The organism is Acidovorax sp. Root217, from assembly GCF_001428645.1.
Taxonomy (GTDB): domain Bacteria; phylum Pseudomonadota; class Gammaproteobacteria; order Burkholderiales; family Burkholderiaceae_C; genus Acidovorax.
The window spans coordinates 35,897-60,300 of record NZ_LMIH01000013.1 but is presented as its reverse complement, the minus strand read 5'-3'; the positions used below and the strand labels follow the sequence as shown (position 1 = coordinate 60,300).

Here is a 24,404-nt window from a genome sequence, read left to right as displayed (position 1 = left end):
CGATAGCAGGTCTACCCAAGCAAGGTCCCGCAGACCTATTGATGTCTGCCGACGCTGCGGGTCGAGGGCGGGAAGGTCGATGACCCGTGATAGATCAGACGGCTACCAAGCCTATGTGGAAATGATAGCGCGCGGGATTGTGGGCAACGCTCCTGAAGTGCATCCGCAGCAGTTGAAGATCGCTCTGGACAGGTTTTCTGACCTGACGATCGAGCATGGGATAGATCTACGTCAGGTCATGGCGAAGTTCTGGCGAGTGAAGACTTGGGAAAAAGTTTGCGAACGCATTGGCGTCACGCCAGGAGAGCTGAAAAAGTCGCTTGCGCTAGGAACACCGCCTCAATCCGTGCTGGCCGTCTATGGTCTCGCGAGCTTCTATCACTCGTGTATTAAGGAGGACAGCTCCCTGCCGGTGGGGCTATCTAAGCACTTTCCACTCTGGACATTCATGAACCCATACAAGGTGGACGAGACGATTCGCAAGCGGGCACACCAGCTTGGGGTGCCTATGAAGATTGTCTATTTCCTAATCAAGGGAAATTGGGTTGCTGTAAAGAGAGGTGGTGCCTTAGGGATCGTTCAATCCCTTCTGCCGGAGTTAGACCATAGACAGCGAAAGCGCGTCCTTGACGCTCGGCGAAGAACCGTGGCGGTGAAGGTGTACACGCGAATCAATCGAAGACGTCGTCTGTTGGAGAAGGCAGCAGTTCTCGAATAGACATGGCAGCAAGCATGCTCGGATTGATCAGTTAGACCGCGATGACCACACTCTGTTAAAAAGCCTCGAAAAATGGCGACGATGACCACTCTTTGCACTTTGATGGGAAATGTAGAGGACCACAAAGTCGTTAGCTGGAGCTAACGTAATGACCACCCTTTGTTAGTAGCAACCAGGTATGGATTTCCTGGCCGAGATTAGACATCGGTCGTGAACCTGCGTGCGCCCAAGGTGAGCGCCTGCTTGTTACCGCGTGCCAAACCGCTTCTCGAACCACCGATCCAGCAACGCCTTCTCGTACCGCAGCCGGTCCCCGCTCGAATACCTGTTGCTGGGCACCATGAAGTTCAGGTCGCTGAGCACCTCTTCGCCGCCGGAAACCGGGGCGCTGTCATCGCGCACCAGGCTGTAGCGCAGCTTGATGCGCGGGCCCGTGACATCGGTGACCACCCGCACGTCCGAGCCACCCACGCCCATGGGCGGGAAGTGGCCGGCCAGGTCGATGTCCAGCACCTCGACCTTGAGGGTGTCGGTGGGTGCCAGGCCCCGCGTGGCCAGGCGCTGCAGGTGCTGCTCCACGTCGCGCAGCACCTGGGCGCGGTCGGATTCGTTCGCCACGGGGTGGGCGTAACTGGCGTCGGTGTACTTCTCCGGCGCTGTGAACGTGACGCTGGCAGTGCCCGCCGCCGCGCTGGTCGCCGTGATGGCGGCGCAGGCGGCGAGCAGGCCGGCAGCCAGAAGGCGGGCGGGGCTTGGTGGGTGCAGCAATGGCAGCAGCAGCGACATGGCGCGTTTCTCCTTGAATGGTTGGCAGTGTGACGCAGGGCGGCGGTACGTGGTTCCATTCCACCATCGATGGGTCGGCTCGCCGGCAGGGATTGCGGCAGTCGGTCGATCAGTCCTCCTACCTCTGGGGGCCAATCGGGGTGGAGGGGACCCATACGACCTTCATTCTCGGAGTGCAACTGCCCCCAGACAGGCGGCGTCGCATGCCCCGGAATGCCCATTTTCGTTGCAACGATGCAACGTATTGATAACTACTTTGCTGCGAATTTTGTAGCAACGGGCCACGCATTGCGGTGGATTGGGGTTTTCCTGGCACGGCACGGATGGGCCTCTGGCGGGCTTTACCGGGGAGGGCCAACACGTTCAGAGATTGCTAAATTAAAATGCGAATAGTTGTCGTTCTGATTTGTTTCTAGAACCAGGGCGGCAGGCCAAGGGCTCTGCCGCTGGTTGTATGACCTCCTTTTCTGGATTCGACCCGGCCCTGCCGGTTTTGGTTCGCTCGTCTTTTTCTTGTTTCCTGGCCCCACCCACCATGCATTCCTCGACCGTCCGCGCGTTCCATCGCTTCGCTCCCCGTCCCCTGCTGATCCGCCAATACCTGGGCGCCGGGCTGGCCATTGCCGCCGTGGGCGTGGCTGCGCAGACCAGCACTTCCGGCACCACGCTCGACGAGGTGAAGGTGCGCGAGCAGGCCGAGGCCATCGGCGGCCTGCAGAAGACCTACCACGGCGGCCAGTTCGCGCGCGGCGGTGATCTGGGCATCCTGGGCCGCACCGACCAGATGAACGTGCCGTTCAGCACCACCAACTACACGAACGAGCTGATCCAGAACCAGCAGGCCCTGACGGTGGCCGACGTGGTGATGAACGACGCCTCCGTGCGCAGCCTGCAGGCGCGTGGCGGCTACGGCGATGACTTCCAGGTGCGCGGCCTCACGGTGTCCAACACCGACGTGAGCCTGAACGGTTTGTTCGGCCTGAGCCCGTCCACCCGCATCCCGCTGGAAATGATTGAGCGCGTGGAAGTGCTCAAGGGCCCTGGCGCCCTGACCAACGGCGTGGGCCCCGGCGGCAGCGTGGGCGGCAGCATCAACCTGGTGACCAAGCGCGCGGCCGATACGCCGTTGACGCGCCTGACCACCAGCTACATGGGCAAGGCCCAGTTCGGTGCCCACCTGGACGTGGGCCGCCGCTTTGGTGAAGACAACCAGTGGGGCGTGCGCGCCAATGCGCTGGTGCGCAACGGCGAAGGCAATGTCGACGGTGGCCGCCAGCGCGCCGACGTGGCGGCCCTTGGGGTGGACTACGCCGGCAGCCGCCTGCGCTGGTCGCTGGACGCCTTCGCCACCGAAGGCGAAACCCGGCAGTTCCGCCCCCAGACGGCCTTCCGCGCCGGCGTCACGCAGATGCCTGCGGCGCCGGACAACCGCACCAGCATCTACCCCGGCGCCAACCTGACGGACGACATGCGCACCGTGATGTCGCGCCTGGAGTACGACATCAACGACAGCACCACCGTGTACGGCGGCGTGGGCTACACCCACAACACCAACGAGCAGCACTTCCCGACCGCCGGGCTGCGCGTTGACGCTCTGGGCAACTTCACGGTGGCCAACGGCTACTACGATGCCTACAACAAGACCTCGTCGATGGACGCAGGCCTGCGCACCAAGTTCCAGACCGGCGCCATCGGCCACACCGTGGCCCTGGCCACAAACTACCTGGACCAGGAGATCGGTTACTTCTACCAGCTGACCAGCACCTACGCCCCGTCCAACATCTACAACCCCGCACCACTGCCGACCATCAACTTCCCGCGCGGCAACCCCAGCAAGAGCAGCGAGCTCAAGCAGCACAGCCTGGCGCTGGCCGACACCATGTCGTTCGACAATGGCCGCTACCTGCTGACGCTGGGCGTGCGCGACCAGACCATCGAGCAGGGCAGCTTCAACGTCAACACCGGCGCAGGCACCGGCTACTACAAGGCCAGTGCCGTGACACCGCTGGCGGGCCTGGTGATCAAGCCGACGAAGAACATCTCGGTCTACACCAACTACACCGCCGGCCTGACCCGTGGCGGCACGGCCGGCCCCGGCACGGCCAATGCGGGCGAGACGTTTGCGCCGCAGAAGTCCAAGCAGAACGAAGTGGGCATCAAGGTGGACTGGGGCCAACTGACCACCCAGGCCGCCATCTACCAGATCAAGCGCCCCAGCGCCCTGACCGACCCGGCCACCAACCGCTACAGCTTTGGTGGCGAGCAGCGCAACCGCGGCCTGGAGCTGACGGCCTATGGCGAAGTCCAGCGTGGCCTGCGTGCCATGGCCAGCGCCTCGTTCAACACCGCCAAGCTCACGCGCACCGCCGGTGGCGTGAACCAGGGCAACGACGCGGCCGGCGTGCCGGACCGCACCTTCAACCTGGGCCTGGACTGGGATACGCCGCTGCAGGGCCTGAGCGTGAACGGCCGCGTGATCAATACCTCCGGCATGTACGCCGACGCCACCAACCGCCTGCGCGTGCCTGCCTGGACGCGCCTGGACATCGGTGCCCGCTACGCCACCAAGGTGGCCGGCAAGCCCGTGGTGCTGCGCGCCAACCTGGAGAACGTGAGCGACAAGAACTACTGGGTCATCAGCAACTACGTGACCGTGGGCGCGCCCCGCACGCTGATGCTGTCGGCCGCAGTGGACTTCTGAGGTATGGGCATGACCGGAGTCTTGCCATGATGCCCGTGCTGCGCGGTATCTGGCGCGCCGGGCCGCTGGTGTCGCGCATCGTTGCGGCCATCGGCGGCGGCTATGTGCTGGCGGCGCTGTTCAGCGTGGCGGTGCTGGCCCTGCCCATGGCCCGGGCGCAGGCCGTGATCACGGGCATGCTGGCCAGCTTTGCCATCTACACGGGCGCGGTGATCTGGGTGTTTGCGGTGCGCAGCGCCTGGCGCGCCTGGGCCGGGCTGGTGGTGGCGGCCGTGCCGCTGCTGCTGGCCGCATGGACCGTGTGGTCCTCTGCAGGAGCTTCCCAATGACGACGAACAACAACGACGACGTGCCGTTGGACGAGCCCAAGGCGCCGGGCATCCGCCAGACCATGTCGGACCTGCACACCTGGGCCGGCCTGCTGTGTGGCTGGTTCCTGTATGCGATGTTTCTCACGGGTACCGTGAGCTACTTCAAGGACGAGATATCGCAGTGGATGCGGCCCGAGCTGCCGCACCGCGCGGTGGTGCCCGATGCGGCCGAATCGGCCCAGCGCATCGCCAACCAGCTCGTGCAGTTGGTGCCGAATGCGCCGCAGTGGAGCATGCGCCTGCCCGACGAGCGCTACACCACGGTGGACAGCTTCTGGCGCTTGGCACCCGGGCAGGGGGCGGCTGCCAATGGGCGCAACTTCGGCAGTGCCAACTTCGATCCGCTGACCGGCGAGAAGGTGGCCTCGCGCGAGACGGTGGGCGGCGAATTTTTCTACCGCTTCCACTTTCAGTTCCACTACATGCCCGTGCGGTGGGGGCGCTGGCTGGCGGGCTTTTGCGCCATGTTCATGCTGGTGGCCATCGTCAGCGGGGTCATCACGCACAAGAAGATCTTCACCGACTTCTTCACCTTCCGCTGGGGCAAGGGCCAGCGCTCGTGGCTGGATGCGCACAACGCGCTGTCGGTGTTCGGGCTGCCGTTCCACTTCATGATCACCTACACCGGCCTGATCACGCTGATGGCGCTGTACATGCCGTTCGGCGAGCAGGCGGCGTACACGACACCGGCGCAGGAGCAGGAGATGACCTCCCAGCTCAGCGCCTTCATCCAGCCCGGCAAGGCCACGGGCCAGCCGGCGCCGCTGGCGCCGGTGGACGACATGGTGCGCCAGGCCCAGGCGCGCTGGGGCGAGGGCAACGTGGGCCGCCTCACCGCCACGAATGCCGGCGACTCCGCGGCGCGTGTGAGCGTGACGCGCGGCGAGGAGGGCCGGGTCTCCATGAGCCCGCAGTACATGCTGTTCGATGGTGTGAGCGGCAAGCTGCTGGAGGTGAAGGAAAGCGTAGGCCCCGCAGCCGAAACGCGTGGCGTGCTTTATTCGCTGCACCTGGGGCGCTTCAGTGACCTGCACATGCGCTGGCTGTACTTCATCGTGAGTCTGGCGGGCACGGCCATGGTGGGCACGGGCCTGGTGATGTGGACCGTCAAGCGCCGCCGCAAGCTGGGCGATCCGGCGCGGCCGCACTTCGGCTTTCGCTTGGTGGAAAAGCTCAATATCGCCAGCATCGCGGGCCTGTCCATCGCCATGGCCGGCTTCCTCTGGGGCAACCGCCTGCTGCCGCAAGGCATGGCCGAGCGCACGGCATGGGAGGTGCATGTGTTTTTCATCGTCTGGGCCCTGACGCTGGCGCATGCCATGCTGCGCCCCTCGCGCCGCGCCTGGATCGAGCAGTTCTGGATCGGCGCGGCAGCGCTGGCCCTGCTGCCCCTGGTCAGCGCGTTGACCACCGAGCGGCCGCTGTGGCGCAGCCTGGCCGAGGGGGATTGGGTGTTTGTCGGCTTCGAGCTCATGCTCTGGGTGCTGGCCGGCATGCACGTGTGGCTGGCGGTGCGCACGGCGCGCCACCAGGGGCCCAAGCGCCGTGCGGCACGGGCGCCAGCGCCCTCCGCGCCCACCGGCTCTGCCATGCCCCAGGGGGGCGCGTGATGCACCACCTGCTCACCTTCGTGACCTGCCTGGCCGCCTTCGCAGCCCTGGCACTAGGGACGGAACGCCCGCAGGACGAGCTGTTCGGCCAGGCGCTGGCACCGCGCGCCACCTGGCTGTTGCGCATCGCGGGCTGGGGCGCCCTGGCCGTGGCGCTGGCCATCATCGTGCAGGCCCAGGGCTGGGGCATGGGGTTGGTGAGCTACAGCGGCCACACCAGCCTGGCGGCCGGCATCGTGCTGTGCGCACTGATCGTGCGCGGCCGCACACGCGGCCGGCGCTGAGTTGCTGCCCTGGCCGCTTCCGTGCGTCCGTTCAGCGGCGCGGCGCCTGCGCCCGTTGGCGCGAGCGGAGAATGATCACCTGGATGGCATAGCCTACGACAAACAATGCCAGCCAGGCCAGCAGCGCACCGCGCACGAGCGCGGAGTCCGGCCCCGAGGCCAGAGGCTGGGACGGTGGCAGGCGCGTCAGCGTCTCGTTGATGCCGGGCACCAGCAGCAGAAAGACGCTGAATGACCATCCCAGCGTGGCCAAGTAGGCACTGGCCCGCCCGAGGAAGGATAACTTCGGTGCCAGCCAGGCGCCGAAGACAGCAAGCAGTGCCAGGATGCCCAGCGCGTGCCCGGCATTGAACCCGCCGGTGCTCGACAGGCCGAAGGCCGTCAGCACCGAAAGCACCATACCCACCAGGTAGACGCGGCCGGAGCGCGTGCCCGGTTCGATGGCGCCGTGGCGGGCAAAGCTGTAGATGGCCGCGCCCAGCGGCAGCAGGCTGATGGCGGTGTGGGCGATGCCAAGGGTGGATAGGGGATTGGGCATGGGAAGGGGTCTCGTGGTGATGGGGCGCTGTTGATGGAGCAGTCTAGGATTTCGCGCCACGGCCAGTGGTGACAAGTGCATGACAAAGCTGTCATCCACCGCCCGCAGCGCGGCTTTGCCCGAGAATCGGCGGCATGAAGATCCTGGTCATCGAGGACGACCCCAAGACGGGGGACTACCTGAAGAAGGGCCTGCGCGAGAGCGGCTACAGCGTGGACCTGTCGCGCACGGGCACCGACGGGCTGCGCATGGCGCTGGCCCATGCCTACGACCTGGTGGTGCTGGACGTGAGCCTGCCGGGTATCGACGGCTGGCAGATCATGCCGGCGCTGCGCGAGAGGGGCGATATGCGCGTGCTGTTCCTCACGGCGCGCGACCAGTTGAGCGACCGCATCCGCGGGCTCGAACTGGGGGCGGACGACTACCTCGTGAAGCCGTTCTCCTTCACCGAACTGGTGCTGCGCATCCGCACCCTGCTGCGGCGCGGGCTGGCACGTGAGGTCGACGTGTACGAGGTGGCCGGCCTGCACCTGGACGCGCTGCGGCGCAAGGTCACCCGTGAAGGCGTGGAGATCGCGCTGACGAACAAGGAATTTTTGCTGCTGCACCTGCTGGTGAAGCGGCAGGGCGAGGCATTGTCCAGGACGCTGATCGCTTCCGAGGTCTGGAACATGAACTTCGACAGCGACACCAATGTCGTCGACGTCGCGGTCAAGCGCCTGCGCGCCAAGGTCGACAAGCCGTTTGCAACGCCGCTGATCCACACCGTGCGCAATGTGGGCTATGCCTTGGGCGACCCGCCGGCGGGTGCGGCCGGAGGCGGTGACTGATGCGCGCGCGCTGGCTCCCACGCTCGCTGGCGGTGCGCGTGACCCTGTTGTGCGGGCTGATCGCCGTCGGGGTGACCGGCATGCTGGGGGGCAATTACTTCTTCGCCGCGCGCAGCGCCATCCTGGCGCATGCCGACGAGCAACTGATCGTGCGGGTGGAACGGCTGCGCCGCCTGCTTGGCGATGCACGCACCGTGCGGAAGCTACGCAACCAGGCCATGCTGCTCGAGGCGCTGTCGGGCAGTTCTGGGGACGTGTTCGTGGTGCGCCGCGCGGGCGAGGCGCCGCTGGTCGAGGTGAATCCTGGCCAGGTGGTGCCGCCGGCCTGTGCCGTGCCCGCCGCCGTCCACAGGCCCCTGGCCCGGGGGGATGTGTGCCACAGCGATGCCCCGGGCCTACCCCGCATGCACTGGGCCGCGGGGCAGGCCCGGGCTGGCCACGACGGGCAGATGGTCGAGGTCCTGGCCGGGCATGCCCTGGCCAGCGAGATGCAGATGATCCGGCGCAGCCGCGACCAAGTCCTGTTCAGCACCTTCCTGGCGGTGCTCGCCAGTTCGCTCCTGGTCTACTGGGTGCTGCGCCACGGCCTCAGGCCCTTGCACCGGGTGGCCGCGCAGGCCTCCCTGATCGAACCGATCAACCTCGCGATCCGCCTGCCCGAGCACGACGCGCCGCTGGAGTTGCAGCAGATGGTGGCGGCCTTCAACGCCATGCTGGACCGCATCGCCACCGGCTACGGCCGGCTGTCGCAGTTCTCGGCCGATCTGGCGCACGAGATCCGCACGCCGATCGGTGCCGTGATCGGGCAGACGCAGGTGGCGCTTAACCGCACCCGCACCCCCGAGGAGTACCAGCAGGTGCTCGAGTCCAACCTGGAGGAGTTGAACCGCCTGCGCCGCATCGTCGACGACATCCTGTTCCTCGCCCAGGCCGACCATGCCACGCTGCAGATCGAGCGCACGCCCATGGACATGGCGGCCGAACTGCAGCGCATCGCCGACTACTTCGAGGGCCCTGCCGACGAAGCGGGCCTGGGCTTTGCGGTGCAGGCCAGCGGCACCGCACGGGTGAACCCGCCACTTGCCCTGCGTGCGCTGCACAACCTGGTGGTCAACGCCGTGCGCTACAGCACGCCCGGGACCGTGGTGCGCTTGGCGGCATTCGAAGAGGAAGGTGCGTCAACGATGGTGGTGGAGAACAAGGGCCTGCCGATTCCGCCCGCGCAGATGGAGCGGCTGTTCGACCGCTTTTACCGGGCCGAGGCCGTCCATGAGCGCCCCGCCGAGTCCAGCGGTCTGGGCCTGGCGATCGTGAAGGCCATCATGGACCTGCATGGGGGCGAGGTCCGGGCCTCGTGCTCGGCATCGGGAACGATCCGGTTCGAGCTGTGGTTTCCGCGCTGAGCAGAACGCAGGCATCTCTGCAGTATCACATCTTGAAGTCGTAGCCGATGGTGATCGGCGCGTGGTCCGAAAACTTCACGTCCTTGTAGATGGTCTCGGTGCGCGCGAGGGCCGCCAGCGCAGGGGTGGCCAGGTGGTAGTCCAGCCGCCAGCCCACGTTGTTGGCGTAGGCCTGCCCGCGGTTGCTCCACCATGTGTAGGCGGTGTCGGTGGTGGTCGGTTGTAACTGACGGTAAACGTCGATCAGGCCGCCGCCTTCATCAGTTGTGTGCAACAACTTTGTCATCCAGGCGCGTTCATCGGGAAGGAAGCCGCTGTTCTTCTGGTTGCTGCGCCAGTTTTTCAGGTCGATCTGCTGGTGGGCGATGTTGATGTCGCCGCATAGGATGAACTCTCGCTCCCGCTTGAGCTGCATGAGGTGGGGATGGAATTCCGCAAGGAAGCGGTACTTGGCCAGTTGGCGCTCCTCGCCCGAGGAACCGCTGGGAAAGTAGGCGCTGATGATGGACAGCTTGCGCGCGGGGGTGTCGAAGCGCAGCTCGAGGTAGCGGCCCTCGGCGTCGAACTCGTTCGAGCCGTAGCCCACGATCACGTCGCTGGGCCGGTGGCGGGTGTAGATGCCAACGCCCGAATAGCCCTTCTTCTGCGCGTAGTGGAAGTGCCCGTCCATCTCGGCCAGGCGCTCGAAGCGTGTGGCCACGTCGGCGGCCTGCGCCTTGACTTCCTGGACGCAAATACAATCCGGCCGTGTGGCAGCCATCCAGCTTTCCACGCCCTTGGTGGTGGCCGAACGGATGCCATTGAGGTTGAGGCTGGTCAAATTGAACAAGGAATTTCCCATGGTAGATGTTGTTGCGCAGGGCTCGGATGAGGGCCAGCTGGCGCAGGACTTTGTACGGTTTGCCGTCGAATCGGGCGTGCTGCGCTTCGGGGAGTTCAAGACCAAGGCCGGGCGCCTGAGCCCCTACTTCTTCAATGCCGGTCTGTTCGACGACGGCAGCAAGATGGGGCGCCTGGCCGAATTCTATGCAAAAGCCCTGATCGCCAGCGGCATCGAGTTCGACATGGTGTTCGGGCCGGCCTACAAGGGCATCCCGCTGGCCGCGACCGTGGCGGTGGAGCTGGCACGCCAGGGGCGCAATGTGCCCTTTGCCTATAACCGCAAGGAAGCCAAGGACCATGGCGAGGGGGGCACCCTGGTAGGGGCTCCGCTCCAGGGCCGGGTGCTGATCGTGGACGACGTGATGTCGGCCGGCACTGCGGCGCGCGAGTCGATTGCCCTCATCCAGGCCGCAGGCGCCACCCCCCATGCGGTGGCCATTGCGCTGGACCGCCAGGAGAAAGCCACCGAGAATGGGCTGGACGTGGAGCACAGTGCAGTGCAGTATGTGCGCCAGCAGCTTGGCATGAAGGTTTGTACTATCGCCAGGCTGGCAGACTTATTGCTGTACCTATCGCAAACAGGGGGGGCGGAGATGCGCGCCCATCACGAACGGGTTTCGGCCTACCGCGAGCGGTACGGGGTGAACGAAGGGTAACTAGTTGCACAAGACGGCGTGGCTCATTGGCGAATTGGCATTGGCAGGCCTGGCCACGGCGTCCGCGTGGGCGCAGCAGACGGGACCGGTGGGCAGCATCTACACCTGCGTGGACCGCAATGGCCGTCGGCTCACGGCCGACCGCCCCATTGCCGAATGCGTGGACCGCGAGCAGCGCGAGCTGGGCCCTTCTGGCATCGTACGGCGCCAGATTGGCCCCACGCTGACCGAGCAGGAGCGCGCCGCCCTCGAAGTGCGCCAGCGCAAGGAAGCCGAGGAACGCAGCCGCGCCCTGGAAGAACGCCGCCGCGAGCGTGCCCTGACGTCGCGCTACCCCGACAAGGCCGCGCACGACGTGGAGCGCAAGGCCGCCATCCAGATGGTGGAAGACGTGGCGGCCACGGCCCAGAAGCGCATCGTCGAGCTGCGCCAGCAACGCCAGGCCATGGACACCGAGATGGAGTTCTACAAGAAGGACCCCAACAAGGCCCCGATGACGCTGCGCCGCAAGATCGCCGAGAACGACGACAGCATTGCCGAACAGCAGCGCTTCATTGGCGGCCAGGACGACGAAAAGCGCCGTGTGCACCAGCGCTTCGACGTGGAGCTCGCACAACTGCGCAAGCTGTGGGATGAGCAGCGGGGCGTTGGCGTGCCTGGTGCTGCGAGCAGCGCCCCCCCGGCGTCCGCCGGCGGTGCCCGCTGATCAGGGCCCATTCAGGGTTCTCGGCGATGGATGCCCTCCACGCAGGGGGCGGCATCCACCGGGCGTGATCAGACAGCGAGCTTGGCGCGCAGCAGGTCGTTGACCTGTTGCGGGTTGGCCTTGCCCTTGCTGGCCTTCATGATCTGGCCCACGAGTGCGTTGAAGGCTTTGTCCTTGCCGGCGCGGAACTGGGCCACATTGTCGGCATTGGCCGCAATCACGTCGTCAATGATGCCTTCCAGGGCACCCGTGTCGTTCATCTGCTTGAGGCCCTTGGCCTCGATGATGGCGTCCACGTCGGGTGATTCCCCGGTCCACAGCGCCTCGAACACCTGCTTGGCGGCGTTGTTCGACACCGTGCCGTCGGCAATGCGGCCGATCAGCGTGCCCAGTTGGGCGGCCGACACGGGCGAGGCATCCAGCGCCATGTCGTTGGCGTTCAGGCGGCGCGAGACCTCGCCCATGATCCAGTTGCTGGCCAGCTTGGGCTGCTTGCTGGCCTGGGCTGCGGTCTCGAAATAGGCGGCCATGGCCTTGCTCTGGGTCAGCGTGGTCGCGTCGTACTCGGGCAGGCCATAGTCGGCCACGAAGCGCGCGGCCATGGCGCGCGGCAGCTCCGTCATCAGTGCGCGCTGCTCGTCCACCCACTGGCGCGAGATCTGCAGCGGCGGCAGGTCCGGGTCGGGGAAGTAGCGGTAGTCGGCCGCGTCTTCCTTGGTTCGCATGGCCTCGGTTTCGCCCGTGTCGGGGTCGAACAGCACCGTGGCCTGCTGGATGGCGCGGCCATCCTCGATCTCCTCGATCTGCCAGCGGATCTCGTAGTCGATGGCTTGCTGCATGAACTTGAAGCTGTTCAGGTTCTTGATCTCGCGGCGCGTGCCCAGGGGGGCGCCGGGCTTGCGCACCGAGACGTTGGCATCGCAGCGGAACGAGCCCTCCTGCATGTTGCCGTCGCAGATGCCGATCCAGGTCACGATCTTGTGCAGCTCGCGCGCATAGGCCACGGCCTCGTCGCTGGAGCGCATGTCGGGCTCGGTCACGATCTCCAGCAGCGGCGTGCCGGCGCGGTTCAGGTCGATGCCGCTCTGGCCGATGAAGTCCTCATGCAGCGACTTGCCTGCATCTTCTTCGAGGTGGGCGCGCACCAGGCGCACGGTCTTCTTCTCGTCGCCGAGAAAGAACTGCACCTCGCCGCCCTGCACCACGGGGATCTCGAACTGGCTGATCTGGTAGCCCTTGGGCAGGTCGGGGTAGAAGTAGTTCTTGCGCGCGAAGATGCTCTCGGGCGCGATGTGCGAGCCCAGCGCCAGGCCGAGCTTGATGGCGCATTCCACGGCGGTGCGGTTCATCACCGGCAGCGTGCCGGGCAGGGCCAGGTCCACGGCGCAGGCCTGGGTGTTGGGCTCGGCGCCGAAGGCCGTGGAGGCGCGGCTGAAGATCTTGCTCTGGGTGGCGAGCTGGGCGTGGGTCTCGAAGCCGATCACGACCTCGTAGCCACGGATCAATTTGCTGGTTGTCGTCGTCGTCATGTCACAGACCTCCGGGTTGACGGAGGTGAAAGTCGGTGGCCTGCTGCAGCCGGTGCGCTGCGTTGAGCAGGCGCGCTTCCTGGAAGTAGTTGCCGATCAGCTGCAGGCCCACGGGCATGCCGCCTTCGCCAAAGCCCGCCGGCACGCTCATGCCGGGCAGGCCGGCCAGCGAGCCGGGCAGGGTGAAGATGTCGGCCAGGTAGTCGGCCAGCGGGTCGGCGCCATGCTCGCCGAGCTTCCAGGCCACGGTGGGAGCCACCGGGCCGGCGATCACGTCGCACTGCGCGAAGGCCTGCTGGAAGTCGTCGGCAATCATGCGGCGGATCTTCTGGGCCTTGAGGTAATAGGCGTCGTAGTAGCCGTGCGAGAGCACGTATGCACCGATCATGATGCGGCGCTTGGCCTCGTCGCCAAAGCCTTCGGCGCGGGTCTTCTTGTACATGTCCTCCAGGTCACCGTAGTCCTTGGCGCGGTGGCCGAACTTCACGCCGTCGAAGCGGCTCAGGTTGGACGAGGCCTCGGCCGGCGCGATGATGTAGTACACCGGGATCGAGAGTTCGGTGCGCGGCAAGCTGATGGGCACCAGCCTGGCGCCAAGCTTCTCGTATTCCTTGAGCGCAGCGTCCACCGCAGCGCGCACGTCGGGCGCCAGGCCGTCCCCGAAGAACTCGGCCGGGATGCCGATGCGCAGGCCGTCGATGGAGTCGTTCAGCGAGCGGCCGAAGTCCTCGGCGGGCATGTCGATGGAGGTGGAGTCGCGGTCTAGGTCGGGGCCGCACATGGTGGACAGCAGCAGCGCGCAGTCCTCGGCCGTGCGCGCCATGGGGCCGGCCTGGTCCAGGCTGGAGGCAAAGGCGATCATGCCGTAGCGTGAGGCGCGGCCGTAGGTGGGCTTGATGCCGGTGATGCCGCAGAACGAGGCCGGCTGGCGGATGGAGCCGCCGGTGTCGGTGCCGGTCACGGCCGGGGCCAGGCGCGCAGCCACGGCCACCGCGCTGCCGCCCGAGGAGCCACCGGGGATGCGCGAAGTATCCCAGGGGTTGCGCACCGGGGCGGGCGCGTCGAAGCCCACGGGGGCCACGGCCGAATTTTCGTTGGCCGAGCCCATGGCGAACTCGTCGCAGTTGAGCTTGCCCAGGGTCACGGCGCCGGCCTCGGCCAGCTTGCGCACCACGGTGGCGTCAAACGGGGACTGGTAGCCCGCCAGCATCTTCGAGCCGGCGGTGCTGGGGAAGTCGCGCGTGACGAAAATGTCCTTGTGGGCCAGGGGCACGCCTTCCAGCGCGCCTGCCGTACCGGCGGCAATGCGGGCATCGGCCGCACGCGCCTGGGCCAGCGTGACGTCTTCATTGACCGCCACGTAGGCGCCCAGCGACTGGTGGCTCTTGGCGCGGGCCAGGAAATGCTGGGCCGCTTCCACGGCGGAGACCTGGCGCTCGCGCAGTTGCGCGGCCAGGGCGGTGACGGTCAGATCGTGCAGGTCTGCAATTTGCTTGTTCATGCTGGCCTCAACCGATCACTTTGGGCACAAGGAACAGGCCGCGTTCCACTGCCGGCGCGCTGCGCTGGTTGGCCTCGCGCTGGTTCGGCTCGCTGGCGACGTCGTCGCGCAGGCGCAGGGCGATCTCCTGGATGGCTGCCACGGGGTGTGCCAGGGGCGTCAAGTCCCCAGTATCCACAGCGCGCATCTTCTCCACGATGTCGAAAAAGCCGTTGAGTTGTGTGAGCATGCGCTCACTTTCGCTCGCGCTCAATTCCAGTCGCGCCAGATTGGCGATGCGGTCGATGTCCAGGGATGTCAGTGCCATAGGGGAAAAATTCGGGAGAAACCAGATGTAAAGCTGAAATGGGGGGTGGGACCAGGAGAGTTATTCACAGGGGATAGGGTATTATCCCGGCTTTGCCGCAATACCCTCCCTCATGCCGGTCATTGTGCGAAAAAAGCGAAATTTGACCCCGTAAACCCGGCGATGGCAGGCCGATGCGCACGCCATGCCTGAGAGGATTCTTGAATGTTCGGAGCTTTCCGTCGGTACTTCTCCACCGACCTGGCCATTGATCTTGGCACAGCCAACACCCTGATATTCGCCCGCGACAAAGGCATTGTGCTCGATGAGCCCTCTGTTGTCGCCATCCGCCACGAAGGCGGACCCCATGGAAAGAAAGTCATTCAGGCCGTAGGCCATGAAGCCAAGGCCATGCTTGGCAAGGTGCCCGGCAACATCGAAGCCATCCGGCCCATGAAGGACGGTGTGATCGCTGACTTCGTGATCACCGAGCAGATGATCAAGCAGTTCATCAAGATGGTGCACCCGCGCACGCTGTTCACCCCCAGCCCTCGCATCATCATCTGCGTGCCCTGCGGTTCCACCCAGGTCGAGCGCCGCGCCATCAAGGACGCAGCCGAGGCGGCCGGCGCCACCGCCGTCTACCTGATCGAAGAACCCATGGCCGCCGGCATCGGCGCGGGCCTTCCGGTCTCGGAAGCCAGCGGCTCCATGGTCGTGGACATCGGCGGCGGCACCACCGAGGTGGGCGTGATCTCGCTGGGCGGCATGGTCTACAAGGGCAGTGTGCGCGTGGGCGGCGACAAGTTCGACGAAGCCATCATCAGCTACATCCGCCGCAACTACGGCATGCTGATCGGCGAGCCCACGGCTGAATCCATCAAGAAGAACATCGGCTCGGCCTTCCCCGGCTCCGAAGTGCGCGAGATGGAAGTCAAGGGCCGCAACCTCAGCGAAGGCGTGCCGCGCAGCTTCACCATCTCCAGCAACGAAGTGCTGGAAGCGCTGACCGATCCGCTCAACCAGATCGTCTCGGCCGTCAAGAACGCCCTGGAACAGACCCCGCCCGAGCTCGGCGCCGACATTGCCGACCGCGGCATGATGCTGACCGGCGGCGGCGCGCTGCTGCGCGACCTGGATCGCCTGCTGGCCGAGGAGACCGGCCTGCCGGTACTGGTGGCCGAAGACCCGCTGACCTGCGTGGTGCGTGGCTGCGGCATTGCGCTGGAGCGCATGGACCGCCAGGGCAGCATTTTTACAAGCGAGTAAGTCCCCCGTGCCTGCGTGCCAGCCATGCAGGCACCCATCGCGCTGAAATGGCATGACCGCAACCGCACCGATGCTTTTTGAGCCGTGCCCCTGGCCGCGTTGGCGCGCCGTGCAGGCCCACCGCTGAGCGCCATGCCCCTGGGAACCCTGGAGCGCAGTGCGCCTCCCTTCTTCAAGCAAGGCCCCTCGGCCCTGTCGCGGCTGGCGCTTTACGGCGCGTTGGCCCTTTTCCTCATGGTGGCGGACGTGCGCTTCAAGCTGACCGGCCCGTTCCGCCAGGCCGTGTCCACCGTGCTCTACCCGGTGCAGTGGCTGATGCTGCAGCCAGTGGAGTTTGCCGGGCGCGGTGCCGGCTACTTCCAGAACCTGCAGACCGCGCAGCAGGACGCCGATGCCGCGCGCAGCAAGATGGCCCAGATGTCGCAGCGTGCGAGCCAGGCCGACCAACTGATACTGGAGAACGAGCGGCTGCGCAAGCTGCTCACGCTGCGCGAGCGGCTGACCACTTCGGCCGAGGCGGCCGAAGTGATCTATGACACCGCCGACCCCTATACCCGCCGCGTGGTGGTGGACAAGGGGCTGATGGCGGGGGTGGAACTCGGTGCGCCCGTGCTCGACGAAGCGGGCATCCTGGGCCAGGTCACACGGGTGTTCCCCATGCTCAGCGAAGTGACGCTGCTGGTCGACCGGGACCAGGCCATTCCAGTGCTCAATATCCGTACCGGTGCGCGCGGCGTGGCCTACGGGGATCCCGTGGCGGGCAACAACGGCGGCATGGAGCTGCGTTTCATGCCCGCCAATGCCGACGTGCGCGAAGGCGACCTGTTGACCACCAGTGGCGTGGACGGCCTGTACCCCCCCGGCCTGCCGGTGGCCAAGATCGTGCGCGTGGAGCGCCGGGCCGACTCGGCCTTTGCGCGCATCTACTGCGAGCCGCTGGCCCAGGTGCAAGGCGCACGCCATGTGATGGTGCTCAAGCCCCTGTCGGGACACATTCCCGAGCGGCCCGAGCCGGCCGCCCCGCCCACCGCTGGCAAGAAGGGACGCCACAAATGATCATGCCGCGCGGCCAGCCGCTGCTGCTGCCCGTCAACCCCGTCTTCATCGCCGTGAGCCTGATGGCGGGCCTGGCCATCAACATGATCCCTCTGGGGCGTGTGGTCTGGACGCCTGACCTGCTGATGCTGCTGCTGGTGTTCTGGAGCGTGCACCAGCCGCTGCGCATCGGCATGGGCACGGCCTTCCTGCTGGGCCTGTGCATGGATGTGCAGCAGTCCTCGCTGCTGGGCCAGCATGCGCTGTCGTATTCGGTACTGGCTTTTGGCGCCATCGCCATCCACCGCCGTCTGCTGTGGTTCAGCGTGCCTTCGCAGGCGCTGCAGGTGTTGCCGCTGTTCCTCATTGCGCATTCCATCGAGTTGCTGGTGCGCGTAGTGTCGGGCGGCATTTTCCCGGGGCTGTGGGTCTTCGTGGCCCCAGTGCTCGAAGCGCTTTTGTGGCCACTGGCCAGTTGGGTATTGCTGGCGCCCCAGCGCCGCCCGCCTGATCGCGATCAGAATCGACCGCTATGAGCCTGGTGTGGACCCTCCAACGATCCGCCTGCGCTTGCCGCACGGTGGTGGGGAGGGCGCAGCGTGACTGAACTGCGCAATGCCGAAGCGGACTCGTCGCGTTTTCGCGCCCGCATCTTCACCGTCGCCTTCGTGGTGTTCCTGGCGTTCGGACTGCTGGTCGCGCGCCTGGTGTTCTTGCAGGTGGTGCGCCACGAGGACCTGGCCGCCCAGGCCGAGAGCAACCGCACGGCGGTGGTTCCCATCGTGCCCAACCGCGGCCTGATCATGGACCGCAACGGCGTGGTGCTGGCCACCAACTACGCGGCCTACACGCTGGAGATCACCCCCTCGCGAGTGGGCGTGCTGGAGGAGACCATCGAGGCCCTGTCCAAGGTGGTGGATATTCAGCAGCGCGACCGGCGGCGCTTCAAGCGCCTGCTGGAAGAGTCGCGCAACTTCGAATCCCTGCCCATCCGCACGCGCCTGACCGACCAGGAAGTGGCGCGCTTTTCCGCGCAGCGCTACCGCTTTCCCGGCGTGGACATCAAGGCCCGGCTGTTTCGCAACTACCCGCTGGGCGACGCGGGCGCCCATGCCATCGGCTACATCGGCCGCATCAACCAGACGGAAAAGGCGCGCATCCAGGACTCGGACGACGAGGCCAACTACCGGGGGACCGAGTACATCGGCAAGCTCGGCGTGGAGCAGAGTTTCGAGAACATGCTGCACGGCCTGACCGGCGTAGAGCGCATGGAGACCTCGGCCGGCGGGCACGCCGTGCGGCGGCTGGCCAGCCACCCGGCCACGCCGGGCAACACGGTGATGCTGTCGCTGGACATCAAGCTGCAAAAACTCATCGAGGACATGTTCGGCGACCGCCGCGGCGCCCTGGTGGCCATCGACCCGCGCAATGGCGAGGTGCTGGCGCTGGTGAGCAAACCCACCTTTGATCCGAACCTGTTCGTCGAGGGCATCGACAGCGAAAGCTGGCAGGCGCTCAACGAGTCGATCGACAAGCCGCTGCTCAACCGCGCGCTGCGCGGCACCTACCCGCCGGGCTCCACCTACAAGCCCTTCATGGCGCTCGCGGCGCTGCAGCTGGGCAAGCGTGCGCCCAGCATGGTGGTCAACGACCCGGGTTTCTACACCTTTGGCGGCCACACCTTCCGCAGCCACGAAGGGGGCCTGGGCGGGGTGGACATGCACCGCGCCATCCAGTTCTCGAGCAACACCTATTTCTACTCGCTGGCCGTGGAGATGGGGGTCGATGCCATCCACGATTTCATGAAGCCGCTGGGCCTGGGCCAGAGCACGGGGATCGATCTCAACGGCGAGGTGCGCGGCGTGCTGCCCAGCACCACCTGGAAGCGCAATGCCTACAAGCGCCCCGAGATGAAGCGCTGGCACCCCGGCGAAACCGTGTCCCTGGGCATCGGCCAGGGCTACAACAGCTTCACCATCCTGCAGCTGGCGCAGGCCGAGGCCACGCTGGCCAACGGCGGCATCAAGTATGCGCCCCACCTCATCAAGGCCGTGCGCGACACGGTCAGCGGCACCGTGACCCCGGTGGTTCAGCCTCCGGGAGAAAACCTTGGCTACCTGCCGAAGAACGTGGAGATCGTGCGCAACGCGCTGGTGGCGGTGAACAAGGGTGGCACGGGCACGCGCATCTTTGCAGGCGCGCCCTACACGTCCGCCGGCAAGACCGGCACTGCGCAGGCCATGAGCCTGGGCCAGAACGTGCGCTACAACGCCAAGCTGCTCGAAGAGCACCAGCGCGACCACTCGCTGTTTGCGGCCTTTGCCCCGGCCGAGAACCCCCAGATCGCACTGGCCGTCATCGTCGAGAACGCCGGCTTTGGCGCTGCGGCTGCCGGCCCGATTGCGCGGCGTGTGTTCGACTACTGGCTCCAGGGCGAGTACCCGAACGATGAAGACCTTGCCGCAGTGCGCAAGGGCATCGCCGCCGCGCCCATCGGCAAGCCGCGCGCGGTGGCCGACGTGGTGATCAGCCCCCCGGCGCCCTGATCGCTCTTCAGGCGCTGGTTGCCGGGCTGCGGGCCGGCGGCGCCAACTGGCTGAACACCAGCGCAGTAACGATCAGTGCCGCACCGCTCAGGCCCGCCCAGCCCAGTTGCTCGCCGAGCAGAGCCCAGGCGGTGAGGGCGGCGAACACCGGCTCCAGCCCGAAGACGATGGCGCTGCGCATGGCATCCACGCGCTGCTGGCCCCAGGCCTGCAGGGTGACCACCACCACGCTGGCCAGCAGGCCCAGGTAGACCACGGCCACCCAGGCCTCTGCGGGCAGCCGGGCCGCAGATTCCAGCCAACCCATGCCATCCTCGCGCGCGAGCAGCAGCACGGTGGAGGCCAGGGCCATCACGCCAGCCTGCGCGGCTGCCATGCGCGTGGCGCGCAGCGGGTTGTCGGCCGTGCGCCGCGCGCACTCCTCCAGCGCCAGGATGTAGAGGGCATAGAACACGGTGCTGGCCAGCGTCAGCGTATCGCCCAGGTTCCAGGGGTCGTTCTCATGGAACATCAGCGCCATGCCCGCGCAGGCCATGGCGCATGCGGCCCACAGCCGCCAGCCATAGCGCCGGCCCATCAGTGCCATGGCGATCAGCGGCACCACCAAAACGTTCAGGCCGGTCACGAAGGCGTTGCGATTGCTGCTGGTGCGCGCCAGCCCCTCGATCTGCAGCCAGAACGCCAGAAACAGCAGCAGGCCCAGCGCACAGCCCCAGCGGCGTTCATGGCGCAGCATGCCCCACCACAGCGGTGCCAGCACCGCCAGGGCAATCACGAAGCGCAGCCAGATGATCTGCAGCGCATCGAGCTGGGCGGACAGCAGCTTCATGGCGGGGAAGGTGGTGCCCCACACCGCGGTCACCGCCAGCAGGGCCAACAGGCCAAAACGTTCAGATCGCATGGGCAAAAAGAAAAAAGGCTGGCCGGGGTCTCCGGCCAGCCTGTCGGGCGCAAGGGGCGCCGTGGATCAATTGAACAGGTAGCGGGCCTGCAGATTCAGGCGCAGCATGTCGCCCTTCTGGCCGTCGAAGGTGGTGCGGCGGCCGCCGATCAGCTCGCTGCCCAGTTCCACGTTCTTGATCGGCAGGTAGTACATGCCGGCGTGCCATTGGTAGAGCTTGTGGTTGCCTTCGCCGCCGTAGGCGTTCACGTAGTCGTCGCCCAGGCGGTGGCGCGAGCGCACGGCGCCCAGCGACACGGTGCCGCGCATCTTCTCGCTGAAGACGTTGCTCAGGCCGATCACGACGCCGTGCGAGCGGTCCAGGCGCACGGTGCTGCCGTCAAGCACGGGGTAGTTCGCGCCCACCAGGTAGGCGCCATCGCCATCGCCATCCAGGCGCGTGTACTGGGCCATCAGCGTGGTGGTGCCGGTGATCTTGTAGCCGGCGCCGATACCCACACCCAGGCCGCGCTTGCTGAATCCGTCGACACGTTGCTCGTGCGAGAGCAGGCGGGCGTTCACGTTGCCCCAGTCGAAGGCCTTGTCCACGCGGGCCACGAAGTTCAGGCCCTTGGCGCCATCGGTGGGCTCTTCGAGCGCGAACTGGAACTTGGCCAGATCGGGGTTGTTGTAGGTGTAGCGGATCTGCGCGGGGCGGCGGAAGGTGGCGCCGGGCGGGCCGTTGAAGTCCACGGTCTCGGGCAGGTTGTCCGTGTCCATGAAGGTTGACCAGGTCTGGCCGATCAGCCAGCCAGCGTATTCGCCGTAGGCGTGGCGCAGGCGCAGGCGGTTGCGGTTGCACTCGGCACCGCAATAGGCGTAGAAGTCGGCCTCGATCTTGGTGTTGAAGGTGCCGATGGAAGTTGGCGTGGAGGTCTCGAAGCCAAAGCGCGAAGTCTGCGCGGTCAGGCTGCTCTTGCCCTGGCGCGATTCGCCCAGGGGCTGCTCCATCAGGTTCGTGAAATTGTCGCCGGGGGCCGTGCCCTTGAAATCCTTGACCATGTTGGCCTCGGCAAAGCCGTAGACGCGGATCGAGGTCTCGCTGCCCGGCAGGCGGAAGCTGCCCGGAATGTCGCCCAGCACCACGGCGTCCTTCTGCTTGAGTTCCACGGCCTCGATGCGGTCGTTCCAGGCCGATGCCGACGCCGCAGGGGCGGCGGGCGCCTGGGCCTGCTGGGCCTTGAGCTGGTTGAGCTCGGCGCGCAGGGCCTTGAGCTCGTTGCGCATTTCTTCGAAGTCCTTGGCGGACTGCGCGAAGGCCGCAGGGGGCAGGCTGCACAGGCCGGCGGCCAGCAGGGCGAGGAACGTGTGGTTCAGTTTCATGGTCACTCCGGTAGGGGCTGGTAATGGCATGGCACGGGCCTGGATCTCAGGCGCTCATGCGGCCGATGAAGGCACGGATGCGGTCGTTGGCGGGGTTGTTGAAGAATTCGGCGGGCGCCGCGTCGTGGGCGATGCGCCCCTGGTCGAAGAACATCACGCGGTCGGCCACTTCGCGGGCAAAGCCCATCTCGTGGGTCACCACGATCATGGTCATGCCGCCACTGGCCAGCTCGCGCATCACGTCGAGCACCTCCTGCACCATCTCGGGATCGAGGGCCGAGGTGGGCTCGTCGAACAGCATCACCTTGGGCTGCATGGCCAGCGCCCGCGCAATGGCCACCCGCTGCTGCTGGCCGCCCGACAACTGCCACGGGTACTTGTGTGCATGGTCCTGCATGCCCACGCGGCGCAGCAGCACCATGGCCTGCTCGTTGGCCTGGGCGCGTGGTGTGTGGCGGATGCGCCGGGGCGCCAGCGTCACGTTGTCCAGCACGCTCATGTGGCCGAACAGGTTGAACTGCTGGAACACCATGCCGACCTCGCTGCGCTGGCGCTGCAGCGTGGCCATGTCATCGGTCACTTCCACCCGGTCGATGGTGATGCGGCCCGAGTCGTGGGGCTCTAGCCGGTTGATGGCGCGCAGCAGGGTGCTCTTGCCCGAGCCCGAGGCCCCGATGATCACGGTGACCTCGCCGGTGTTGAACACGGTGGACACGTCGCGCAGCACCTGGTGGGTGCCAAAGGACTTGCAGACGCGGTCCACCACGATGAAGGGCGTGGGCCGGATCATTGGTTGCGGCCTTCCACGTCGAAGCGGTATTCCACGGCGTTCGAGATCTGCGTGACCAGGGTGGTCAGCAGCAGGTAGGTGATGGCCACGGTGGACAGGGTGGCGATGGGCTGGAAAGTGGCCGACTGGATGCGGTTGCCCACGTTGGTCAGTTCCACCACGCCGATGGCATAGGCCAGCGACGAATCCTTGAGCAGCGCCACGAAATTGCTCACCAGCGGTGGCAGCGAGATCTTGAAGGCCTGCGGGAACACCACGTCCAGGAAAACATGCAAGCGGCCCAGGCCCAGGGCCTTGGCGGCTTCGGTCTGGCCGCGCGGTACCGCCAGCAGCCCGGCGCGGATGGCCTCGGCGTTGTAGGCCCCCACGTTCAGGCCCAAGGCCAGCACGGCGGCCGCGAAGTCGGGCAGGTTCAGGCCCGGCACCAGCACCGGCAGCGCAAAGTAGACGAACAGAATCTGCACCAAGAGCGGCGTGCCGCGGATGACCCAGATGTAGAAGCCGGCCACCCAGCGCACGGCCGTCAGGCGCGAGGTGCGGGCCAGGGCTGCGCCGGTGCCCAGCACCAGGCCCACACTGCCGCTCACCAGGGTGAGCCACAGCGTGGTGCGTGCGCCGTCAGAGAACGCCTGGGCGTTGGGGCCGATGGGCTCGGGCAGGAAAGAGAGCAACCGGCCCAGCAGCGCCAGCGCCAGGACCATCAGGACGACGGCCGAGACGAGCGTGGCATTGCTGCGCTGCTGGCGAGACCAGCGCTCGGGCCAAAGGGCAGTGAGCATGAAAACCCCTGGTGATTACAAGCGGGCTTGCTCAGTTGGTGCAGCGAACGTCTTCGTTGAAGTACTTCTTGGACAATGCGGCATAGCTGCCGTCGGCCATCACTTCGGCCAGCGCCTTGTTCCAGCCGCCGGCCAGCGAGCTGTTGCCCTTGGCAACGGCGGCGGCGATGCGCTCGATGAACAGCATGTCGCCGAGCTTGAAGCCGGCGCCGGGGTTCTTCTCGGCCACAGCCTTGGCCACGAAGCGGTCGGTCACCCAGGCGTCCACGCGGCGCGAGTTCAGCGCGCTGCGGGCATCCACGTCGGTGGGGAAGTTCTTCATTTCTTTGATCGACGAGACCTTCTGCACGTTCTCCAGGTAGCTGGTGCCGGTCTGCACGGCCACCACCTTGCCGGCCAGGTCCTTGGCGCTCTTGATGGCCGGGTCCATGGCGATGATCATGCCGCCCGAGCAGTAATGGGGTTCGGTGAAGGTCACTGCTTTGGCGCGCTCTTCGGTGATGCCGTGGGAGGCGATCACCAGGTCCCAGCGGTCCTGGCGCAGGCCCGTGAGCAGGGCGTCGAAGCCCAGGGTCTTCCACTGGATGGCGAGGCCCATCTTCTTGGCCACGAGCTCGGCCGTCTCCACTTCGAAGCCGGTCAGCGTGGTGCCGCTGAAGAAGTTGAATGGGGCGAACTGTCCTTCGGTCGCGATGAGGATCTTGCCGTCCTTCTTCACCTCGTCCAGGGTCCGGGCCTGGGCGGAGAAGGCGGCGCAGAGCGCGAGGGCGGTGGCTACAGCCTTGAACAATTGCATGGGATGGGTCCTGTCCGGGGTATTTCAGGTACAAAAAATCCGGCATGCGGGTAGGCAGGCCGGAGGCTCGGGAAATGCGTCCGCAGCCATCGCGGATGGCGATGTCAGGCGTCACGAAATAGTCA

The 24,404-nt window shown here is 66.3% G+C and carries 24 protein-coding genes; 13 read left to right on the top strand and 11 right to left on the bottom strand.

Going from position 1 to position 24,404, the window contains the following annotated elements; translation table 11 throughout:
- Nucleotides 1-79: 79 nt before the first annotated feature.
- Nucleotides 80-718 (top strand): hypothetical protein, encoded by a 639-nt coding sequence (locus tag ASE31_RS31615; RefSeq protein ID WP_157412488.1) that lies wholly within the window; start codon nucleotides 80-82, stop codon nucleotides 716-718.
- Nucleotides 719-964: 246 nt separating this feature from the next.
- On the opposite strand, the gene ASE31_RS15015 is transcribed toward ASE31_RS31615, so the two are convergent.
- Nucleotides 965-1,504, bottom strand: coding sequence for a DUF3016 domain-containing protein (locus tag ASE31_RS15015; protein ID WP_057202631.1), 540 nt, complete (start codon nucleotides 1,502-1,504; stop codon nucleotides 965-967).
- Nucleotides 1,505-2,039: 535 nt separating this feature from the next.
- On the opposite strand from ASE31_RS15015, the gene ASE31_RS15010 reads away from it, so the two are divergent.
- Genes ASE31_RS15010 through ASE31_RS14995 form a run of 4 tightly spaced genes read left to right on the top strand, consistent with a single transcriptional unit; the run spans nucleotide 2,040 to nucleotide 6,470 of the window.
- The gene (locus tag ASE31_RS15010) at nucleotides 2,040-4,205 is read left to right on the top strand and encodes a TonB-dependent siderophore receptor (protein ID WP_057202630.1); all 2,166 of its coding nucleotides are present in this window, start codon (nucleotides 2,040-2,042) and stop codon (nucleotides 4,203-4,205) included.
- A 26-nt stretch (nucleotides 4,206-4,231) separates the two neighbouring features.
- Nucleotides 4,232-4,534 (top strand): DUF3649 domain-containing protein, encoded by a 303-nt coding sequence (locus tag ASE31_RS15005; RefSeq protein WP_057202629.1) that lies wholly within the window; start codon nucleotides 4,232-4,234, stop codon nucleotides 4,532-4,534.
- On the top strand, nucleotides 4,531-6,186 hold the full coding sequence (locus ASE31_RS15000; protein WP_157412487.1) for a PepSY domain-containing protein: 1,656 nt from the start codon (nucleotides 4,531-4,533) through the stop codon (nucleotides 6,184-6,186). Before ASE31_RS15005 ends, ASE31_RS15000 begins: the two co-directional genes overlap by 4 nt.
- On the top strand, nucleotides 6,186-6,470 hold the full coding sequence (locus tag ASE31_RS14995; RefSeq protein ID WP_057202628.1) for a DUF3325 domain-containing protein: 285 nt from the start codon (nucleotides 6,186-6,188) through the stop codon (nucleotides 6,468-6,470). Before ASE31_RS15000 ends, ASE31_RS14995 begins: the two co-directional genes overlap by 1 nt.
- 31 nt (nucleotides 6,471-6,501) lie before the next feature.
- Here the strand turns inward: ASE31_RS14995 and ASE31_RS14990 are convergent, their stop codons facing one another.
- The gene (locus tag ASE31_RS14990; RefSeq protein WP_057202627.1) at nucleotides 6,502-7,008 is read right to left on the bottom strand and encodes a hypothetical protein; all 507 of its coding nucleotides are present in this window, start codon (nucleotides 7,006-7,008) and stop codon (nucleotides 6,502-6,504) included.
- A gap of 134 nt (nucleotides 7,009-7,142) precedes the next feature.
- On the opposite strand from ASE31_RS14990, the gene ASE31_RS14985 reads away from it, so the two are divergent.
- Together ASE31_RS14985 and ASE31_RS14980 are read left to right on the top strand one after the other, a co-directional pair.
- Nucleotides 7,143-7,838, top strand: coding sequence for a heavy metal response regulator transcription factor (locus tag ASE31_RS14985; protein WP_057202626.1), 696 nt, complete (start codon nucleotides 7,143-7,145; stop codon nucleotides 7,836-7,838).
- A complete protein-coding gene (locus ASE31_RS14980; protein WP_057202625.1) occupies nucleotides 7,838-9,241 on the top strand; it encodes a heavy metal sensor histidine kinase in 1,404 nt (467 codons plus the stop codon). The genes ASE31_RS14985 and ASE31_RS14980 overlap by 1 nt, the downstream gene beginning before the upstream one ends.
- A 25-nt stretch (nucleotides 9,242-9,266) precedes the next feature.
- On the opposite strand, the gene ASE31_RS14975 is transcribed toward ASE31_RS14980, so the two are convergent.
- Complete coding sequence (locus ASE31_RS14975) at nucleotides 9,267-10,070, bottom strand: exodeoxyribonuclease III (RefSeq protein WP_057202728.1); 804 nt, start codon at nucleotides 10,068-10,070, stop codon at nucleotides 9,267-9,269.
- Nucleotides 10,071-10,080: 10 nt separating this feature from the next.
- Between ASE31_RS14975 and pyrE the strand changes: the two genes are divergently transcribed.
- Both pyrE and ASE31_RS14965 read left to right on the top strand, forming a co-directional pair.
- A complete protein-coding gene (gene pyrE / locus ASE31_RS14970; protein WP_057202624.1) occupies nucleotides 10,081-10,779 on the top strand; it encodes an orotate phosphoribosyltransferase in 699 nt (232 codons plus the stop codon).
- Nucleotides 10,780-10,783: 4 nt separating this feature from the next.
- Nucleotides 10,784-11,485 carry a hypothetical protein gene (locus ASE31_RS14965; protein ID WP_057202623.1) on the top strand — a complete coding sequence of 234 codons (702 nt, stop codon included), beginning with the start codon at nucleotides 10,784-10,786 and terminating at the stop codon, nucleotides 11,483-11,485.
- Nucleotides 11,486-11,553: 68 nt separating this feature from the next.
- Here ASE31_RS14965 and gatB read toward each other — a convergent pair whose 3' ends face one another.
- The 3 genes from gatB to gatC are packed head-to-tail and all read right to left on the bottom strand — an operon-like array spanning nucleotide 11,554 to nucleotide 14,822.
- Entirely contained in the window at nucleotides 11,554-13,014 is a 1,461-nt protein-coding gene (gene gatB / locus ASE31_RS14960) for an Asp-tRNA(Asn)/Glu-tRNA(Gln) amidotransferase subunit GatB (RefSeq protein WP_057202622.1), read from the bottom strand.
- Between the two features lies 1 nt (nucleotide 13,015).
- Nucleotides 13,016-14,515 (bottom strand): Asp-tRNA(Asn)/Glu-tRNA(Gln) amidotransferase subunit GatA, encoded by a 1,500-nt coding sequence (gene gatA / locus ASE31_RS14955; RefSeq protein WP_057202621.1) that lies wholly within the window; start codon nucleotides 14,513-14,515, stop codon nucleotides 13,016-13,018.
- Nucleotides 14,516-14,522: 7 nt separating this feature from the next.
- Complete coding sequence (gene gatC, locus ASE31_RS14950) at nucleotides 14,523-14,822, bottom strand: Asp-tRNA(Asn)/Glu-tRNA(Gln) amidotransferase subunit GatC (protein WP_057202620.1); 300 nt, start codon at nucleotides 14,820-14,822, stop codon at nucleotides 14,523-14,525.
- A 204-nt stretch (nucleotides 14,823-15,026) separates the two neighbouring features.
- Here gatC and ASE31_RS14945 point away from each other — a divergent pair, with 204 nt between their 5' ends.
- The 4 genes from ASE31_RS14945 (at nucleotide 15,027) to mrdA (ending at nucleotide 19,651) form a co-directional block, all read left to right on the top strand.
- The gene (locus ASE31_RS14945; protein WP_007858125.1) at nucleotides 15,027-16,070 is read left to right on the top strand and encodes a rod shape-determining protein; all 1,044 of its coding nucleotides are present in this window, start codon (nucleotides 15,027-15,029) and stop codon (nucleotides 16,068-16,070) included.
- A 132-nt stretch (nucleotides 16,071-16,202) separates the two neighbouring features.
- Nucleotides 16,203-17,126 carry a rod shape-determining protein MreC gene (gene mreC, locus ASE31_RS14940; RefSeq protein ID WP_057202727.1) on the top strand — a complete coding sequence of 308 codons (924 nt, stop codon included), beginning with the start codon at nucleotides 16,203-16,205 and terminating at the stop codon, nucleotides 17,124-17,126.
- A complete protein-coding gene (mreD, locus tag ASE31_RS14935) occupies nucleotides 17,123-17,641 on the top strand; it encodes a rod shape-determining protein MreD (RefSeq protein ID WP_057202619.1) in 519 nt (172 codons plus the stop codon). The genes mreC and mreD overlap by 4 nt, the downstream gene beginning before the upstream one ends.
- Nucleotides 17,642-17,704: 63 nt before the next feature.
- Complete coding sequence (gene mrdA / locus ASE31_RS14930) at nucleotides 17,705-19,651, top strand: penicillin-binding protein 2 (protein WP_057202618.1); 1,947 nt, start codon at nucleotides 17,705-17,707, stop codon at nucleotides 19,649-19,651.
- A gap of 7 nt (nucleotides 19,652-19,658) precedes the next feature.
- On the opposite strand, the gene ASE31_RS14925 is transcribed toward mrdA, so the two are convergent.
- From ASE31_RS14925 to ASE31_RS14905, 5 genes are all read right to left on the bottom strand, one after another.
- The gene (locus ASE31_RS14925) at nucleotides 19,659-20,552 is read right to left on the bottom strand and encodes a DMT family transporter (protein ID WP_057202617.1); all 894 of its coding nucleotides are present in this window, start codon (nucleotides 20,550-20,552) and stop codon (nucleotides 19,659-19,661) included.
- Nucleotides 20,553-20,618: 66 nt separating this feature from the next.
- Complete coding sequence (locus ASE31_RS14920) at nucleotides 20,619-21,914, bottom strand: DcaP family trimeric outer membrane transporter (protein ID WP_057202616.1); 1,296 nt, start codon at nucleotides 21,912-21,914, stop codon at nucleotides 20,619-20,621.
- Nucleotides 21,915-21,960: 46 nt separating this feature from the next.
- Nucleotides 21,961-22,704 (bottom strand): amino acid ABC transporter ATP-binding protein, encoded by a 744-nt coding sequence (locus tag ASE31_RS14915; protein WP_057202615.1) that lies wholly within the window; start codon nucleotides 22,702-22,704, stop codon nucleotides 21,961-21,963.
- Nucleotides 22,701-23,483 (bottom strand): amino acid ABC transporter permease, encoded by a 783-nt coding sequence (locus tag ASE31_RS14910; RefSeq protein WP_057202614.1) that lies wholly within the window; start codon nucleotides 23,481-23,483, stop codon nucleotides 22,701-22,703. Before ASE31_RS14910 ends, ASE31_RS14915 begins: the two co-directional genes overlap by 4 nt.
- Before the next feature lie 31 nt (nucleotides 23,484-23,514).
- The gene (locus ASE31_RS14905; RefSeq protein ID WP_057202613.1) at nucleotides 23,515-24,279 is read right to left on the bottom strand and encodes an ABC transporter substrate-binding protein; all 765 of its coding nucleotides are present in this window, start codon (nucleotides 24,277-24,279) and stop codon (nucleotides 23,515-23,517) included.
- Nucleotides 24,280-24,404 lie beyond the last annotated feature (125 nt).

Excerpts from the sequence above, each read along its gene's own strand:
- ASE31_RS14925 (WP_057202617.1), bottom strand. The coding sequence starts at position 20,552 with ATGCGATCTGAACGTTTTGGCCTGTTGGCCCTGCTGGCGGTGACCGCG.
- ASE31_RS14915 (WP_057202615.1), bottom strand. The coding sequence starts at position 22,704 with ATGATCCGGCCCACGCCCTTCATCGTGGTGGACCGCGTCTGCAAGTCC.
- ASE31_RS15000 (WP_157412487.1), top strand. The coding sequence starts at position 4,531 with ATGACGACGAACAACAACGACGACGTGCCGTTGGACGAGCCCAAGGCG.
- ASE31_RS15005 (WP_057202629.1), top strand. The coding sequence starts at position 4,232 with ATGATGCCCGTGCTGCGCGGTATCTGGCGCGCCGGGCCGCTGGTGTCG.
- ASE31_RS14905 (WP_057202613.1), bottom strand. The coding sequence starts at position 24,279 with ATGCAATTGTTCAAGGCTGTAGCCACCGCCCTCGCGCTCTGCGCCGCC.
- ASE31_RS15010 (WP_057202630.1), top strand. The coding sequence starts at position 2,040 with ATGCATTCCTCGACCGTCCGCGCGTTCCATCGCTTCGCTCCCCGTCCC.
- gatB (WP_057202622.1), bottom strand. The coding sequence starts at position 13,014 with ATGACGACGACGACAACCAGCAAATTGATCCGTGGCTACGAGGTCGTG.
- ASE31_RS14995 (WP_057202628.1), top strand. The coding sequence starts at position 6,186 with ATGCACCACCTGCTCACCTTCGTGACCTGCCTGGCCGCCTTCGCAGCC.
- ASE31_RS14945 (WP_007858125.1), top strand. The coding sequence starts at position 15,027 with ATGTTCGGAGCTTTCCGTCGGTACTTCTCCACCGACCTGGCCATTGAT.
- ASE31_RS14990 (WP_057202627.1), bottom strand. The coding sequence starts at position 7,008 with ATGCCCAATCCCCTATCCACCCTTGGCATCGCCCACACCGCCATCAGC.
- ASE31_RS31615 (WP_157412488.1), top strand. The coding sequence starts at position 80 with ATGACCCGTGATAGATCAGACGGCTACCAAGCCTATGTGGAAATGATA.
- mreD (WP_057202619.1), top strand. The coding sequence starts at position 17,123 with ATGATCATGCCGCGCGGCCAGCCGCTGCTGCTGCCCGTCAACCCCGTC.
- ASE31_RS14980 (WP_057202625.1), top strand. The coding sequence starts at position 7,838 with ATGCGCGCGCGCTGGCTCCCACGCTCGCTGGCGGTGCGCGTGACCCTG.
- gatA (WP_057202621.1), bottom strand. The coding sequence starts at position 14,515 with ATGAACAAGCAAATTGCAGACCTGCACGATCTGACCGTCACCGCCCTG.
- ASE31_RS14910 (WP_057202614.1), bottom strand. The coding sequence starts at position 23,483 with ATGCTCACTGCCCTTTGGCCCGAGCGCTGGTCTCGCCAGCAGCGCAGC.
- gatC (WP_057202620.1), bottom strand. The coding sequence starts at position 14,822 with ATGGCACTGACATCCCTGGACATCGACCGCATCGCCAATCTGGCGCGA.
- mreC (WP_057202727.1), top strand. The coding sequence starts at position 16,203 with ATGCCCCTGGGAACCCTGGAGCGCAGTGCGCCTCCCTTCTTCAAGCAA.
- ASE31_RS14985 (WP_057202626.1), top strand. The coding sequence starts at position 7,143 with ATGAAGATCCTGGTCATCGAGGACGACCCCAAGACGGGGGACTACCTG.
- ASE31_RS14920 (WP_057202616.1), bottom strand. The coding sequence starts at position 21,914 with ATGAAACTGAACCACACGTTCCTCGCCCTGCTGGCCGCCGGCCTGTGC.
- ASE31_RS15015 (WP_057202631.1), bottom strand. The coding sequence starts at position 1,504 with ATGTCGCTGCTGCTGCCATTGCTGCACCCACCAAGCCCCGCCCGCCTT.
- pyrE (WP_057202624.1), top strand. The coding sequence starts at position 10,081 with ATGGTAGATGTTGTTGCGCAGGGCTCGGATGAGGGCCAGCTGGCGCAG.